The sequence below is a fragment of the Chryseobacterium sp. SC28 genome, assembly GCF_003932955.1.
Lineage (GTDB): Bacteria > Bacteroidota > Bacteroidia > Flavobacteriales > Weeksellaceae > Epilithonimonas.
Map to the genome: position 1 here is coordinate 57,948 of NZ_QOVY01000010.1, position 14,661 is coordinate 72,608.

Sequence of the window (14,661 nt, forward strand, 5' to 3'; positions counted from 1 at the left end):
TCTTTTTTCTCCTTGTCTATAGCAACTCAAACACACTCGCCGCTCCCTGACCTGTTCCCACGCACATTGTCACGACGCCGTATTTGCTGTTTCTGCGTTTCATTTCGTCGAGAAGTTGGACGGTTAATTTTGTGCCGGTGCAGCCAAGTGGATGCCCAAGTGCGATGGCGCCGCCGTTCACGTTCACGATGTCCGGATTCAATCCTAATTCTCGTACGATAGCTACAGATTGAGAAGCAAAAGCTTCATTCAATTCAAACAAATCGATGTCGGATTGTTTGAGCCCAGCTTGTTCCAACGCTTTTGGAATGGCGTACATCGGTCCGATTCCCATAATTCTTGGCGGAACGCCAACGGTGGAATAGGAGACCAGCCGCGCTACCGGTGTCAGGTTTAATTCTTTTACCATTTTTTCGGACATTATCATCGTAAAAGCAGCGCCGTCGGAAGTTTGAGAAGAATTTCCTGCCGTCACAGAGCCATTGGCTGCAAACACAGGCCGCAATTTCGCCAAAGCTTCCAAGGAAGTATCCGCTCTTGGGCCTTCATCTTGCTCAAACGCATATTCCTTGGTCTGCACTTTTTCCTTGTCGTCCAGGAAATTATATTTTACATCAATTGGAACAATCTGACGCTCAAATTTTCCTTCTTTAATGGCTTTAATGGCTTTTTGATGAGAGTTGAAGGAGAACTGATCTTGCTCCTCTCGGCTGACTTTGAATTCGTTGGCTACGGCTTCTGCCGTCAGTCCCATTCCCCAATAATAATCGGGATGTTTCTTTGCCAAATCGGTGTCAGGAATTGGTTTGTAGCCGCCCATTGGGATGTACGACATACTTTCTGCACCACCAGCGATGATGCATTCTGCCATTCCGGCTTTGATTTTCGCTGATGCAATCGCAATCGATTCCGATCCTGATGCGCAATATCTGTTTACCGTCACGCCCGGCACTTTGTCGGTGTCCAATCCCATTAATGAAATCAGCCTTGCGACGTTGAGTCCTTGTTCTGCCTCCGGCATCGCGCAACCGACAATCAAATCGTCGATGCGGGCGGGGTCTAGGTTTGGAACATCTTTCATCAGACGTTCTATCACAGTTGCCGCCATATCATCGGGGCGGGTAAAACGCAAAGAACCTTTCGGCGCTTTGCCCACTGCTGTTCTGTATCCTGTTACTATGTATGCTTCCATTTTTATTTTGTTGTATTTAGGTATTAATGTAAAATGTATTTACGATTTTAAAATGTTTGAGTATTAAAATTCTGCTTCAATTTTGCTAACATATTTTGTATGTGTTTGATTTCGGAGTAAATGATATTAAAATCATCATTTTTAAAGAATTGCAAATCTTTAGCAATTAATATTTGGGTTTCAAATTCGAATGATGAGCCTAATGCAATATTCAGAAAATGAGAAAATTGAGCATTTGTATCACGACCAGCACCTTCAGCAAAATTAGACGGAATTGAAATTACACTTCTTCTTGCCTGAGAAGTCAATCCGAACAATTCTTCTTGTGGAAAATTATTAGAAGACAAGTAAAAGGTTTTACAAAGTTTCATCGATTTTGTCCAAACTTCTAAATCTCTAAAATTGTGCATCGTTAATACATTAATACTTTTTACATTTTACAAAACATCTAGTTTCTCACCGGCTTACCTGTCTTCAGCATTCCGGCGATTCTTTCCAAAGTTTTTTTCTCGCCGCAAAGGGAGAGAAAGGCTTCTCTTTCCAAATCCAAAAGATATTGTTCTGAAACTTCCGTTGGTTCGGAAAGATTTCCGCCCGTCATCACGTAGCCGATTTTGTTTGCGATGAGTCGGTCGTGTTCTGAGGCATAACCGCCGGCAACCATTTGGTCGGTTCCAACGTAGAACATTCCCATTGCTTCGCTGCCGAGCACTTTTACCTTCTCCGGAACTGGCGGTGTATATCCCAATTCGTCCAACACAATTGCTTGACGTTTCGCTTCGGCTATCTGACGATCTCTATTGACAACAATGATGTCTTTGTCGGTCAAAATCCCCATTTGCCGGGCTTCGTGCGCAGAAGTCGCTACTTTTGCGGTTGCAATGTTCATAAAGTAATTTCTCAAATGATTGGTTTTGACATCGTCTGGAAGGGTTCCTTTCAAAGCCCTTAGGGCAAACTCTTTGGTACCGCCGCCGCCCGGAATGAGACCAACGCCAACTTCTACCAAACCGATGTACGTCTCCGCTGCTGCTACGATTTTGTCTGAATGCATTGAGAATTCGCAGCCGCCGCCCAGCGTCATACCGAACGGTGCTGCTATTACCGGAATGGATGAATATCTCAGTTTCATAGAAGTTGATTGGAACAGAGCAACGGCCATATTGAGCTCATACCAATCCTGCTCAGCGGCCATCATCATAATCATCGCAAGATTGGCGCCCACTGAGAAATTCTCGGCTTGATTGCCAATGACCAAACCGCGATAATCCTTCTCTGCGATCTCTATAGATTTGCTAATGCCTTCCAAAACACCGCCGCCCAACGTGTTCATTTTTGAACGGAATTCGAAGTTCAAAATGCCGTCACCAAGGTCAATCAATGCAGATTCAGAATTGGACCAAACGGTCTTTTCTTTTCTGATATAATCTAGAATTATAAAGGTATCTTTCCCGGGAATAGGTTCGTATGCTTTTGAATTTTGGTTATAGAATAGTTGGTTTCCGTTTTCCAATTTGTAGAAAGAGTCATTGCCGTTTGCCAGCATCTCTTTCACCCAATCGGCCACTTTGTAACCTTCGCTTTCCACCAAGTCGATTCCTTTCTGCACGCCTAGAAAATCCCAGTTTTCGAAAGGTCCGTATTTCCACGCATAGCCGGTTTTCATCGCATCATCGATGGAGTAGAATACGTCGGTGATTTCCGGAACGCGTTGCGAAACGTAGGCAAAAAGCGAAGCATAATGTTTTCTAATCAGTTCGCCTGCTTTGGTTTCATCTTTCAGCAAAATCGGCAAACGGTTTTTCAGACTTCCGGCTTCCTTAGCTGCTTGCACGATAGGAAGTTTCGGTTGTTTCGTAGGTTCGTAGCCAAGTGTCTGATAATTAAGCACAAAACGATTGACGTTTCCGCCGGCATCTTTTTCTTTATAATAGAATCCTTTTTTACTTTTATCTCCAAAGAATTTATTTTCGATCAGATAATTCAGAGTTTTAGAATCCTTAAGCGCCTGCACCATTTCGTCATCTTTTAGATTGGCTTGCAAGCCTTTTGTAACACTGACGGCGGTGTCGAGACCAACCAAATCTCCCAATTTGAAAGTTCCGGTTTTTGGGCGGTTCAGCAAATCGCCCGTCAGAGCATCGGCTTCCTCAATGGTCAAGCCGATTTCCTCCGTGAGTTCCATAATTTTGGCCATAGAGTAAACGCCGATTCGGTTTCCGATGAAGCCCGGCGTGTCTTTGCAAAGCACCGTGGTTTTCCCAAGGAATTTTTCCGCATACGACATCAAGAAATCAACGACCGATTTGTCGGTTTTCGGTCCCGGAATCACTTCGAATAATTTCAAATATCGTGGCGGATTGAAGAAATGCGTTCCGCAGAAATACTTCTGAAAATCTTCTGACCTTCCTTCCGACATCAGGTGAATCGGAATTCCAGAGGTGTTGGAGGTGATCAAAGTGCCGGGTTTGCGAAGCTTGTCCACTTTCTCGAACATCGATTGCTTGATGTCCAATCTTTCCACGATAACCTCGATTACCCAATCCGAATTTTTGATTTTTTCCAAATCATCTTCGAAGTTTCCAACCGTAATTCGGGAAGCGAAGGATTTGTCGTAGATCGGCGAGGGGTTGCTTTTCAGGGCGTTATCAAGATGCCCTTGCGCCACGCTGTTTCTGAACTTTTTACTTTCTGGATTTGCGCCCGCTGCTTTGTCTTTGTCCGACAATTCTTTGGGAGGCATATCCAACATCAAAACCTGAATCCCGTTGCCAGCTAAGTGGCAGGCAATTCCGGAGCCCATCACGCCGGAGCCGAGAACCGTTACGTGTTTTATTTTTCTGTTCATTTATTGAGATTTATTATTTGTTTCTATAATTACGTTCATTAGCAATTTTGAGAATTTCGTTCATCACTTCTTTGAAGATCTCGTATTTCTCCGGCTGAACCCTTTCCAGCACTTTTTTATTAAAATTGAGCACCACTTCCTTTGATAAGTTTCTGGAATGGATTCCCTTTTCCGTCAACTTGATGATAACTTCACGTTTATCAGTGGTGGTTTTTTCTTTGTAGATGTAGCCGTTGTCTTCCAGAAGTTTGATGATTCTTGTGAGAGAAGTAGGTTCGATCGCCATTTTAGGACCCAGATTGGTACTTCTCGTTCCTTCTTTCGGATCGATTTTTAGTAATGTAAGTGCCTGAACCGCAGTGGAATTGTACAATGAGGCCTGATCGGAATACATTTTCGAGACTGCCAACCAAGCAGACTTGAGCATCAAGTCCACGCTTTCGACTTTTTCGGAAGTTTTCTTTTCCATAGTGATCATATTGAGTGCTTTTTACAAATATAAAAAAAATACTATGCATGCATAGTATTTCCGTGATAGAATATGTAACTATTTGATTTGTTGCGACTTAATTGTTATGCAAAACTTAATAATTAAAAAATTGTAATTCTTTCAATGTTCGGTATCGCCACTATTGATAAGGAATTGTAGCGATTGTTTCACATCTGAGAAAGTATGATAATTGTCACAAAAATTACCCATTTTCAGTTCCCATTGATCATTTTGGAAGGTCAGTTTGAATTTTTGCAGATCTGCAGAAAAGTTTTTTTGAAGAAACGAAAACATCATTTCTTTTTCCAAATTTGGCGCATCTATTTCCGGCGGTCGAAAATTTGGGTTGAATTCGAGGATTTTTGGGGTTATTAATTCAGGATTGCTGAGGATGACTTCTTCCGCAATGCCGCTGGTGAGTTTTCTGTTTTTCAACCACCAGATTTTATCCGAAAATTCCTTTGCCAATCGCCAATCGTGGGACGAAAAAAGAATCAGTTTATTTTCATTTTTTGCTAAATTTCGAATTAAAGAAAGAATCATCAATTTGTTTTCTTCGTCCAAATGCGTGGTGGGTTCGTCCAAAATAATGAAAGGAGAATTTTGCGCCAAAGCTCTTCCAATAAAAGCTTTTTGAAGATTTCCATCCGAAAGTTCTGCTAATTTTTTACTTCTAAATTGGGTAAGATTTAGCTGATCAATTATTTCATCGATTTCAGTTTTATCCTTTTCATTCAATTTAAAATAATAAGGATAGTGAATGTATTTTCCAAGTGAAATTAAATCTGTAACGGTATAATTTTCAGGTATTTCGGATTTTGAAAAGACGATGGCAATTTTGGAAGCTATTTCGTTTGGATTTAGTGTTTGAATTGATTTTCCGTTGATTGAAATTTCGCCGTTCAAAAGTTTATTCTGTCCGAGAATTGATTTGATTAAAGTCGTTTTTCCAATGCCGTTATTGCCCATCAAAAGACAGACTTCGCCTAATTCTAAGGAAGTATTGATGTCAGAAATTAATGGTTCTGAATATCCGATGGATGCGTTAATTATTTTGAGAAAATTCATCATCATTTCTTTTTAATTAGCATCAACAATATCACCGGAATCCCAAAAAACGTCGTAATAATATTAATCGGAAACTGACTGAGTTCTGAAATAATCGAAAAAACCTGCATTATCAAAATTCCCAAAACGATATTCAAAATCCATTGATGCCAAAGCTGAGCGGGATTCCAAAGCATTCTGCAAAAATGCGGCACCACAACGCCAATGAATAAAATCGGCCCCAAAAAAGCCGTCACAGAAGCCGATAGAATAGAAGAAGCGAGAATAATACTGATTTTCAATTTCGATTGGCTGACACCAAAACTCTGAGCATAAGCCGATCCCAAAGCATTACCAATCAACGGTTTGATAGATTTGAAAGTGAAAAAGAATCCGATAATTATTAAAATGGTTAAGATGGAAATTTGAGAAAAATTGGCTTGGTTATTCGCTCCGAAAGTCCATAAAATATAGTTTTTCAAACTTTGACTTTCGACATAAAATTGAAGAAAAGAAACAATGGCGCCAGCCAAAGCAGAAATCAGAAAACCGAAAATTATGATGAAACTTTTGTCGCGAAATCGATTGGAAAATAAAAGCAAAACCAACATCAGAACTACACTTCCAAGAATTGATGACAAGCTGATGAAACTGTTCTGCAGAAAATCCGGAATCGGAATATCCTGCGAAAAGAAAATGTAAAACGCGACAAACAAACCGGAAACCGACGTGATTCCCAAAACATCCGGTCCGGCCAAAGGATTTTTGAAATATTCCTGCAAAAGAAAACCACTCGTCGGGATTGCAATTCCGGCCAAAATCATTGCTAAAGCGCGATTGATTCGGAATCCCGCGATTTGAAAATTTTCTTTATTTGAATTCAAAAAATCGGAAAACGTGAGTTTTGCAAAACCTGTATTCAAATTGATAACAAAAGCCAGAATGCTGCACATCACAAGCAAGAAAACTATGACGGGAAAGCGTTTCATCGGTTATCAAGCATTAATTCTGTTATATATTGTGCAGATTTTCACATAATTAATTTAGCAGCTGTTTTATCTTGCGGTCAAGGGCTTCTTCACTCATCGATCCGATGGTTTCATCAGATTTATCGCCTTTTTTCATCAAAGTAAAAGGAATTGCTTCGCCTGTCCAAGTTTTGAAATTTTGCTTGAAAAACTCAGGTTTCAAAAGACTTCCGTCTAACAGAACTACTTGTTTTCTGATGTTTTGTTCATCTACAAAATTAGGCACTGCACTATTCCAATCGCTCTTGTTGTCCAGACTTACAAAGGTGAACTTGACGGGCTGGCCTTTTAATTCATTCATTTTCTTGCGAAAAAAAGGAATTTCGCGCACGCACGGTCCGCACCAAGTGGCGAAAAAATTGGTCACATACAAAGTATCGGGATGATTATTCTGAAGGTAATTGGATATTTTTTCCGGAGAAAACTCCGCCAATTCTGCAACGTCAGCTTCGGATTTTGAAGGTTCAACTTGTATAGAGTCTTCTTTGGCCTGAGTTTCAGCTACTTTTTCATTATTCTTTTTACAAGCTAACAAGCTCATTGACAAGATGGAGTAGATGATAATTTTTTTCATAATTTTAATTCTATAATAATTTGAAGACAAAGTTTATTGAGATCGTTTATTAATAAATGTTTGAGCTTCGCAAAGCCGCTTTGCTTAGATAAGAATTTTTTTCATTTTCTTATAAGTTTCACAACTTTGTAAAACTAAAAATGCAGCGTCAAAAAAAACTCGGTAGGTCTATAGTTCATATTAAACAGTATTCGGCAAATTTAGATTTTTTCTTCTGTCAAATTTCATTAAATTTGGTTCTTGACAATGGAGAATCTATTAACAGTAGCCAATCAGCCTCAGTTTCACAGGCTAAAAATAGCTAAAAAACAACAACTGACCAAACATGCATTTGCGCTGGAGTTGGAAGTTCCACCTGAGCTGAAATCGCGATATGATTACAAAGCGGGCCAATGTGTCACGTTGAAATATCACTTCCAAGAAAGGGAAATCCGGAACGATTATTCCTTTACGTCGGCACCTTTTGAAGAAAAAATAGCTTTGGCCATCAAGATCAATGGCGATAGCAGCTCCACAAAATTTCTTTTCGAAAATTATGACGTCGGAGATGAGATTTCTGTGAGCGAACCTCAAGGCCGTTTCTTTCTGCGCTCCAAGCCCAATGAAAAACGAACCATCATCGCATTTGCTTCCGGCATCGGCATTACGCCCATTATCAGTCACATCAAAAATATTCTTTATGAAGAAAAATCGACGCGGATCTTTCTCTTCTACGGAAACAAAAGCGAGGAAGACATCATCCTGAAAGATGAATTGACAAATCTTCAAAAACAATATGCAGGCCGGCTGGCATGTTTTTATTTTCTTTCCCAGGAATCGGTGAAAGACAAGCTGTTCGAGGGGAGAATCGATGAAAAGAAAGTTTCGCTGATTATCAATCAACTTTTGCATCTGGATGAAGACGATGAGGAATCCACAATCTGGGATAATACCGATGAAGTCCTGATCTGCGGTCCCGGGCCAATGATAAAATCTGTCGCAAACGCCTGCTACAACCACGGAATCCCAAAAAAAAATATTCATTTTGAACTGTTTGAAGCTTACAACGAGGATATCTATCCGCGCGAAAAGGAGTTTCCACTGATAGAAAATGTGAAAGTCAAAATCAAATTCAATCACATTGAAAAAGACGGCATTATCCTGAAAAATAACGAAAGAAAGATCCTGCATCAGCTATTGGATCTGGGGTACAATCTCCCATATTCTTGCAAATCCGGTGTTTGCGGCAGCTGTCTTTGCTATTTGAGAGCGGGCAAAGTGGATATGACCGAAGACGAATATCTCACCGATCACGAAAAAGATCAGGGAAAAATCTTACCTTGTACGGCAATTGCAATGAGTAAGGAGATATTTTTGGATTTTGATATAATTTGAGTATGGGTAGAGCACTCAATATTTTGAAAATCGCTTTTCGGCTTTTGGAATTGGGAATTTTGCTGATGATTCTGGCCAATTTTTGGGTGTATGCCTTGACGAGCGGCCGCACCTATACCAAGATCAGCCAAGTGCCACCGAGAGATTGTGCCTTGGTGCTGGGAACCTCGCCCAAGATGCGTTCCGGCGTTGCCAATCCCTATTTTACAGCAAGAATGGATGCAGTCGGCACACTTTATCATCACGGAAAAATCAAAAAAATCATCGTGAGCGGAGAGAAAAGTGAAAATTATGATGAGCCCGAAGCGATGAAGAATTTTTTGGTTTATAATGAAGGCGTCCCGGAGGAGATTATTATCAAAGATCCAAAAGGCTTCAACACGCACAGAAGCATCCTGAACTGCAAAAATATCTATAAGCAGAAAAACGTCATCATCGTCTCGCAGGGTTTCCACAATATGCGCGCTTTGTTTTTTGCCAGAAACAACGGGATGAATGCCTTGGGATTTGATGCGCAAGATGTGACCAAAAATGAAAGTTTTTATAGGAATCACACCCGGGAATTTCTCGCGCGCGATCTTGCCGTTTTTTATTATATTTTGGGCATTTCTCCGGAAGAATGAATTTTTTAATTTAAATAAAAAGTTGCTGAATTTAGATTTGGCAGATTCTTTGTGACTATATAAGATTCCAAATAAAATGATTATAATGAGAAATAAAATGAAAAATATAACAAAAATGGTAGCTCTGTCTCTTCTCAGCTTCGTTGTGTTCTCTTGTACTACAAGCGGCGGCGGATATGCGGCTGCTGATCCCTATTCTCAGGGATTCTCGGATGGTTACAGAGCCGGATATTACCAGTCGCCGGATGGCTTTTGGTACGCTCCCAACGTGGTTTATCTGGATTATAATAACAATTACTACCAAAATGGCGTTGTTTATGTCCCGAAAAACAGAAACCGAACTACTGTGATTGTATCTCCGAAAAGAAATTATTTGCAAAATCAGATTCCGAATAATGCAAGAATACCGTCCACCACAAGAACGCAACAAAATGCAACGCGAACCCAAAAGAGTGTTGAGGCACCACAGAAGGTAAATAGTGCCACGCGAAACCCATCTCCAAATACGGTTCGAATGCAGCCCAGGGCTAATAGCGGAACAAGAACTCAGCCTCAAAATAATGTGCGCATCCGGCCGCAGAATCCGCCAAAATCTGCTCCGCAAAATAATCCTGCTCAGCCAGCCGCGCCTCAAGATAACTCCCGAAGAAGCGGATCGCGATAGATAAAGACCAGTTTTCACTGGTCTTTCTTTTTGGATTGAATCTTCAACTTTTCAATTTTATAAACCGACGGCAAATAAAATTATATTATTTTTGTAAAAAATGAAAAGGATGCTCGTGATAGGAATTGCCGGAGGCACCGGTTCCGGAAAAACGACGGTGGTCAACAAAATTCTCCAACAGCTGAATGTAGAAGGAGTCAACGTGTTGTCTCAGGACAATTATTATCACGACAATCCCAATCTGACGCTTTCGGAGAGGGAAGTCCTGAACTATGATCATCCGAAATCCATCGATTTCGACTTGCTGCTGCGCCACGTGAAAGCATTGAAAAATCATCAAAGCATAGAGCAGCCGGTTTATTCTTTCGTGACGCACTCCAGAACCGGAGATCACGTAACCGTAGAGCCGAGAAATGTTTTGATTGTAGAAGGTATTTTGGTTTTGACCAATAAAGAACTACTGAAGGAATTTGACTTGAAAGTCTTTGTTCATGCCGATTCCGACGAGAGACTGATCCGAAGAATCCGACGCGACACGCAGGAAAGAGGGCGCGATTTGCAAGAAGTCCTCCATAGGTATCAGACGACTCTCAAACCGATGCATCAGGAATTCATCGAGCCTTCCAAAAACGAAGCCGATTTGATTGTCCCAAATATGAAACAAAACTCGGTTGCCATTGATTTTCTGACGACTGTTATCAATAATTCGCTTAAAAAAGTTCATTAATTATGAAGTCGCTTTGCGATATCATTTTGCCTTAGAAATAATATATTTTCAATATGAAAGAATTAATCAAAGACATCAAGAAAAAATCTCCGACACGCAGGTTTTTCCAAAGGTATGTTTTCAACAAATATTTGCTGACGCTTGTAGGTTTTTTGATCTGGATGATCTTCTTCGACAGCACTTCTTTTTTGGTCATCAATGAACTGAATGGCGAGATCAAACGCTACGAAAAACAGCTTAATTTTTATAAAACAGAATACGAAAAGAATGACAAATTTTACCGTAAACTGATGAACGATAAAGCCGAAAAGGAAAAGTATGCGCGAGAAAATTACTTTATGAAAAAACCCAATGAAGAAATTTTCATCCTAGTAGTCGATAGTTCCAAAATGGCTAAGAAGTAACATAAAACTCACAGAATGAATACATTGGAAGAGTGGGAAGCGCTCGTAAAAAAGCAACTCAAAACCGACAATATCTACGAGATTCTGCAAAAGGAGAACTTGGAAAACATTGTTGTAAAACCTTTTTATTACAACCAGTCGGACTATCAACACGTTCCAAAAATCGAAGAAAGCACGCACTTGGTAGCAGATTATCAGAAAGGCTTGGATGAGCAGGCGTTCGCATTCCTCATCAACGAAAATGTTGATAATCTGGAAGAAAAAGCGGTTTTCATCAATAATGCCGATTTAGCAGAACATATTTTGACGGAAGATTCCAACCGTTATTTTTCATTGATTGATGTTTTTTCTGATGACCAAAAAGCTTTAATTAATGAACATCTTGCCGGGGAATTATTATCCAAAAACTTCGATAGAAATATTTGTATTGATGTCAGTTTTCATCAGAATTCCGGCGCTTCCATCATTCATCAGTTAAGTTTTGCTTTAGCTAAATCTAAAGAACTGGTTGAGAAATTTGGTTCCGGAGTTTTAAATCAATTGATTTTCCGCTTTGCAGTAGGAAGCCAATATTTTTTTGAAATTGCAAAAATCAGGGCTTTCAAATATCTTTTCAATCAGTTTTCTAAGGAATTTGGGAAAGATTTGATTCCTTATATTTTTGTGGAAACTTCGTTCCGAAACAAGGCGAAAAATGATCAGGAAAATAATCTAATCCGTTCCACTTTAGAATTGGCTTCGGCGATGATTGGCGGTGCAGATGCGGTCTATAGCAACAATTACAAGGTAGAAAATCCGACCGAACTTTCCAAAGAAATCTCATTCAAACAGCAAATTGTGTTGGCTTATGAAAGCATCATCAATGTTTTTGAAGATGCGACTGCCGGCAGCTATTTCGTGGAAGATATTACGCAACAATTGGCCGAAAAATCTTGGAAATCATTCCTTGATATCGAGGAAAAAGGAGGTTATTTGGAATTATTGAAATCCGGAGAAATCCAAAAAATGATTTTCGAACAAGCTATCAAAGAACAAAGCTGGGTAGAAGAAGGGAAAATTAAAATCGTTGGTGTCAACCTTTATCCGAAACTGGAAGTTAAGAAATCGGTTTCAGACCTTTATAATTCTTCTGAAATAAAACCGGTTCGTTTGGCAGAAATGTTTGAATAATGAAAGCACATTTCCACGATCTTCTGAAATATAATCAGCACTTCAACCACCTGCTGATAGAAAATTTTTTTACAAATTCTTCTTTCTGGTGCGAGAAAAGTAAGCATATTCTGAATCATATTCTCAATGCGCATCAGATTTGGAATGCGAGAATCCTTAATGAAGACAAATTTGAGGTATGGCAAATTAATCCTGATCAATTATTAGTGAATATTAATTCTGCAAATCTCGCCGATAGCATCAAAATTCTCGAGGAAAGGGAACTTTCAGAAATCCTAAGCTACAACAACTCCAAAGGCGCCTCATTTGAAAATTCGATTCAAGAAATTTTTTTTCATTTGGTCAACCATTCGACGTATCATCGTGGACAAATTGCAATGCTGATGAGACAAGCGGGACTCGAACCCATCAATACAGATTATATCTTTTATAAAAGACTTTAATTAAATTTGAAATTACATTGTTTTCAATTTCAGAATTCTTAAACTCAGAATCCATCACTGCTAACTAATTCACTATCTTTGCAAAAATTTTTTCAAAATGAGCGGAGAAGGCAAAAGACCTGAACGAGACAAGAAACCAAGAAGCGCAGGCAGCAGCAAACCTTCCGGTAGTTCCCGCTACTCTGGGGAGAAAGGACCAAGCTCTGCCGGCAACCGCCCTTCCAGCAATGCTCGTAAACCTAAAACGACCCGGGGCGGCGAACGCAACTTTGACAGCCGGGACAAATATGAAAAAGGCGACAAAAAGCCCTTTAACAAAAAACCTTACGTAAAACCGGAAACTTCCGAAGACAAAACCAAATCCTTCATCCAAAAAAGAAGATTGGAAAAAATCAGCAAAGAAGTTCATAAAGATACCGTAAGACTCAATAAATACATCGCCAATTCCGGCATCTGCAGCAGGCGAGAAGCAGACGAGCTCATTGCGCAAGGTCTTGTGGAAGTCAATGGAAAAGTGGTGACAGAAATGGGCTATCAGGTTCAGAAAACCGATCGCGTAGTCTTTGATAATCAGAATATTACACCAGAAAAGCCGGTTTATGTATTATTGAACAAACCGAAAGGCTACATCTCGACCACCAAAGACGAAAAAGCAAGAAAAACCGTGATGGATTTGACGGCAAATGCTTCTCCATACAGAATTTTACCGGTTGGAAGGTTAGACAGACAGACGACTGGTGTGATCCTACTGACCAACGATGGTCATATTACGAAAAAACTAACACATCCGTCATTTTCCATCCAAAAAATCTATCACGTGACACTGGACAGGAAATTGACTAATGATGATATGAAACTCATTGCGGAAGGCATCCGTCTGGAAGAAGGTGTTGCCGAAGTTGACAGCATCTCTTTCATCGAAGGAAAACCGAAAAATGAAGTTGGGATCGAAATCCATATCGGCTGGAACAGAGTAGTCCGCAGAATTTTCCAAAAGTTGGGTTACGAAGTAGAAGCTCTGGATAGAGTGATGTTTGCGGGACTTACCAAGAAAAACATCAAAAGAGGCCACTGGCGGATTCTTACGGAACAAGAAGTGAACAACCTGAAAATGTTGTAAAAAATAGAAAGGCTGGACGAATTCAGCCTTTTTTTGTAATCTATTTTTTGCTAACTCCTTAGAAAATTAAGCAAAATTTCATTCAACTCCTCTGCGTGGGTCACATTCAGTCCGTGAGGTCCGCCTTCGACAACAACAAATTGGTTATTGGCAATTCCTTTCGCCGCTTGTTCGCCCGCAGTTTTTATAGGAACCACTTTGTCAGCATCTCCGTGGACGATCAACGTAGGAACTGTCACGTTTTTAAGTTCCGGACGGAAATCCGTATTTGCCCAGCTTTCTGCACATTTTATCGTCGCCAATGGCGAAGCTTGTGAAGCCACGCTCCAATCGTAGTTCAGCTGTGCTTGGCTTACGGTCTGCGACAGAAATCCATAACCATAGAAATTTTTATGAAAACCTTCGAGGAAAGTGACACGATCCTTTTTCAGATTTTCCAGAATCTCGTTCAAAGCGCTTTCAGGAACGCCGTCTGGATTGTCTTCTTTCTGCTTAACGAGCGGAATGATGGAGGAGATCAAAGCCACTTTATTTACTTTTTCTGAGCCGTGGTTGGTAAGAAACCGAACGACTTCTCCGCCGCCCATCGAGAACCCGACCAGAACCACATTTTGGAGATCCAAATAGCTGATAACTTCCAGAAGATCGTCCGAAAGACTGTTGTAATCGTATCCGCCGGGCGTGGGCTGAGATTTCCCAAATCCTCGTCGGTCGTAGGTGACGACACGGTAGCCGGCGTCTAACAAAGCGCCAACCTGAGGTTCCCAGGATTTGCTGCTGAGTGGCCAACCGTGAATTAAGATAACAGGTTGTCCGTCTCCGAAATCTTCGTAATAAATGCTGTAATCGGGATCAATTTCTTTGGTGATGTAAGGCATAATGGTAGATTTTTTAATAATGATTATTTTTCTCCAAACATCAGACCATAAAAAAGATTTATCTAAAATAAAAATTAAA

The 14,661-nt window shown here is 40.3% G+C and carries 16 protein-coding genes; 8 read left to right on the forward strand and 8 right to left on the reverse strand.

Annotated features, from left to right (window positions below; translation table 11 throughout):
• Positions 1-16 precede the first annotated feature (16 nt).
• The 7 genes from DTW91_RS07580 to DTW91_RS07610 form a co-directional block, all read right to left on the reverse strand.
• A complete protein-coding gene (locus tag DTW91_RS07580) occupies positions 17-1,192 on the reverse strand; it encodes an acetyl-CoA C-acyltransferase (RefSeq protein WP_125202785.1) in 1,176 nt (391 codons plus the stop codon).
• Between the two features lie 47 nt (positions 1,193-1,239).
• Complete coding sequence (locus DTW91_RS07585; protein ID WP_125202786.1) at positions 1,240-1,602, reverse strand: four helix bundle protein; 363 nt, start codon at positions 1,600-1,602, stop codon at positions 1,240-1,242.
• 38 nt (positions 1,603-1,640) lie between these two features.
• Entirely contained in the window at positions 1,641-4,040 is a 2,400-nt protein-coding gene (locus DTW91_RS07590) for a 3-hydroxyacyl-CoA dehydrogenase/enoyl-CoA hydratase family protein (protein ID WP_125202787.1), read from the reverse strand.
• A gap of 13 nt (positions 4,041-4,053) precedes the next feature.
• Positions 4,054-4,509 (reverse strand): MarR family winged helix-turn-helix transcriptional regulator, encoded by a 456-nt coding sequence (locus DTW91_RS07595; RefSeq protein WP_125202788.1) that lies wholly within the window; start codon positions 4,507-4,509, stop codon positions 4,054-4,056.
• A gap of 141 nt (positions 4,510-4,650) precedes the next feature.
• Positions 4,651-5,601 carry an ABC transporter ATP-binding protein gene (locus DTW91_RS07600; protein WP_228412685.1) on the reverse strand — a complete coding sequence of 317 codons (951 nt, stop codon included), beginning with the start codon at positions 5,599-5,601 and terminating at the stop codon, positions 4,651-4,653.
• Complete coding sequence (locus DTW91_RS07605) at positions 5,601-6,566, reverse strand: FecCD family ABC transporter permease (protein WP_125202789.1); 966 nt, start codon at positions 6,564-6,566, stop codon at positions 5,601-5,603. Before DTW91_RS07605 ends, DTW91_RS07600 begins: the two co-directional genes overlap by 1 nt.
• Positions 6,567-6,615: 49 nt before the next feature.
• Positions 6,616-7,179, reverse strand: a complete 564-nt coding sequence (locus tag DTW91_RS07610) for a TlpA family protein disulfide reductase (protein ID WP_125202790.1) — start codon at positions 7,177-7,179, stop codon at positions 6,616-6,618.
• A gap of 246 nt (positions 7,180-7,425) precedes the next feature.
• Here DTW91_RS07610 and DTW91_RS07615 point away from each other — a divergent pair, with 246 nt between their 5' ends.
• From DTW91_RS07615 to DTW91_RS07650, 8 genes are all read left to right on the forward strand, one after another.
• Positions 7,426-8,553 carry a 2Fe-2S iron-sulfur cluster-binding protein gene (locus DTW91_RS07615; RefSeq protein WP_125202791.1) on the forward strand — a complete coding sequence of 376 codons (1,128 nt, stop codon included), beginning with the start codon at positions 7,426-7,428 and terminating at the stop codon, positions 8,551-8,553.
• 65 nt (positions 8,554-8,618) lie between these two features.
• Complete coding sequence (locus DTW91_RS07620; protein ID WP_125202821.1) at positions 8,619-9,176, forward strand: vancomycin high temperature exclusion protein; 558 nt, start codon at positions 8,619-8,621, stop codon at positions 9,174-9,176.
• A gap of 97 nt (positions 9,177-9,273) precedes the next feature.
• Positions 9,274-9,840, forward strand: coding sequence for a hypothetical protein (locus tag DTW91_RS07625; RefSeq protein ID WP_125202792.1), 567 nt, complete (start codon positions 9,274-9,276; stop codon positions 9,838-9,840).
• A gap of 109 nt (positions 9,841-9,949) precedes the next feature.
• Complete coding sequence (udk, locus tag DTW91_RS07630) at positions 9,950-10,567, forward strand: uridine kinase (RefSeq protein ID WP_125202822.1); 618 nt, start codon at positions 9,950-9,952, stop codon at positions 10,565-10,567.
• Positions 10,568-10,620: 53 nt separating this feature from the next.
• Positions 10,621-10,971, forward strand: a complete 351-nt coding sequence (locus tag DTW91_RS07635; RefSeq protein ID WP_125202793.1) for an FtsB family cell division protein — start codon at positions 10,621-10,623, stop codon at positions 10,969-10,971.
• Positions 10,972-10,986: 15 nt separating this feature from the next.
• Positions 10,987-12,141 (forward strand): methylmalonyl-CoA mutase family protein, encoded by a 1,155-nt coding sequence (locus tag DTW91_RS07640; RefSeq protein ID WP_125202794.1) that lies wholly within the window; start codon positions 10,987-10,989, stop codon positions 12,139-12,141.
• Positions 12,141-12,584 (forward strand): DinB family protein, encoded by a 444-nt coding sequence (locus DTW91_RS07645; protein WP_125202795.1) that lies wholly within the window; start codon positions 12,141-12,143, stop codon positions 12,582-12,584. Before DTW91_RS07640 ends, DTW91_RS07645 begins: the two co-directional genes overlap by 1 nt.
• Positions 12,585-12,681: 97 nt before the next feature.
• The gene (locus DTW91_RS07650) at positions 12,682-13,704 is read left to right on the forward strand and encodes a pseudouridine synthase (protein WP_125202796.1); all 1,023 of its coding nucleotides are present in this window, start codon (positions 12,682-12,684) and stop codon (positions 13,702-13,704) included.
• Between the two features lie 50 nt (positions 13,705-13,754).
• On the opposite strand, the gene DTW91_RS07655 is transcribed toward DTW91_RS07650, so the two are convergent.
• Positions 13,755-14,582: an alpha/beta fold hydrolase gene (locus DTW91_RS07655; RefSeq protein ID WP_125202797.1), complete on the reverse strand. Its 828-nt coding sequence runs from the start codon at positions 14,580-14,582 to the stop codon at positions 13,755-13,757.
• Positions 14,583-14,661: the final 79 nt, after the last annotated feature.

Bases quoted from the DNA above. Each gene is read 5' to 3' on its own strand.
- DTW91_RS07580 (WP_125202785.1), bottom strand. From the start codon at position 1,192: ATGGAAGCATACATAGTAACAGGATACAGAACAGCAGTGGGCAAAGCG.
- DTW91_RS07585 (WP_125202786.1), bottom strand. From the start codon at position 1,602: ATGCACAATTTTAGAGATTTAGAAGTTTGGACAAAATCGATGAAACTT.
- DTW91_RS07590 (WP_125202787.1), bottom strand. From the start codon at position 4,040: ATGAACAGAAAAATAAAACACGTAACGGTTCTCGGCTCCGGCGTGATG.
- DTW91_RS07595 (WP_125202788.1), bottom strand. From the start codon at position 4,509: ATGGAAAAGAAAACTTCCGAAAAAGTCGAAAGCGTGGACTTGATGCTC.
- DTW91_RS07600 (WP_228412685.1), bottom strand. From the start codon at position 5,601: ATGATGAATTTTCTCAAAATAATTAACGCATCCATCGGATATTCAGAA.
- DTW91_RS07605 (WP_125202789.1), bottom strand. From the start codon at position 6,566: ATGAAACGCTTTCCCGTCATAGTTTTCTTGCTTGTGATGTGCAGCATT.
- DTW91_RS07610 (WP_125202790.1), bottom strand. From the start codon at position 7,179: ATGAAAAAAATTATCATCTACTCCATCTTGTCAATGAGCTTGTTAGCT.
- DTW91_RS07615 (WP_125202791.1), top strand. From the start codon at position 7,426: ATGGAGAATCTATTAACAGTAGCCAATCAGCCTCAGTTTCACAGGCTA.
- DTW91_RS07620 (WP_125202821.1), top strand. From the start codon at position 8,619: ATGATTCTGGCCAATTTTTGGGTGTATGCCTTGACGAGCGGCCGCACC.
- DTW91_RS07625 (WP_125202792.1), top strand. From the start codon at position 9,274: ATGAAAAATATAACAAAAATGGTAGCTCTGTCTCTTCTCAGCTTCGTT.
- udk (WP_125202822.1), top strand. From the start codon at position 9,950: ATGCTCGTGATAGGAATTGCCGGAGGCACCGGTTCCGGAAAAACGACG.
- DTW91_RS07635 (WP_125202793.1), top strand. From the start codon at position 10,621: ATGAAAGAATTAATCAAAGACATCAAGAAAAAATCTCCGACACGCAGG.
- DTW91_RS07640 (WP_125202794.1), top strand. From the start codon at position 10,987: ATGAATACATTGGAAGAGTGGGAAGCGCTCGTAAAAAAGCAACTCAAA.
- DTW91_RS07645 (WP_125202795.1), top strand. From the start codon at position 12,141: ATGAAAGCACATTTCCACGATCTTCTGAAATATAATCAGCACTTCAAC.
- DTW91_RS07650 (WP_125202796.1), top strand. From the start codon at position 12,682: ATGAGCGGAGAAGGCAAAAGACCTGAACGAGACAAGAAACCAAGAAGC.
- DTW91_RS07655 (WP_125202797.1), bottom strand. From the start codon at position 14,582: ATGCCTTACATCACCAAAGAAATTGATCCCGATTACAGCATTTATTAC.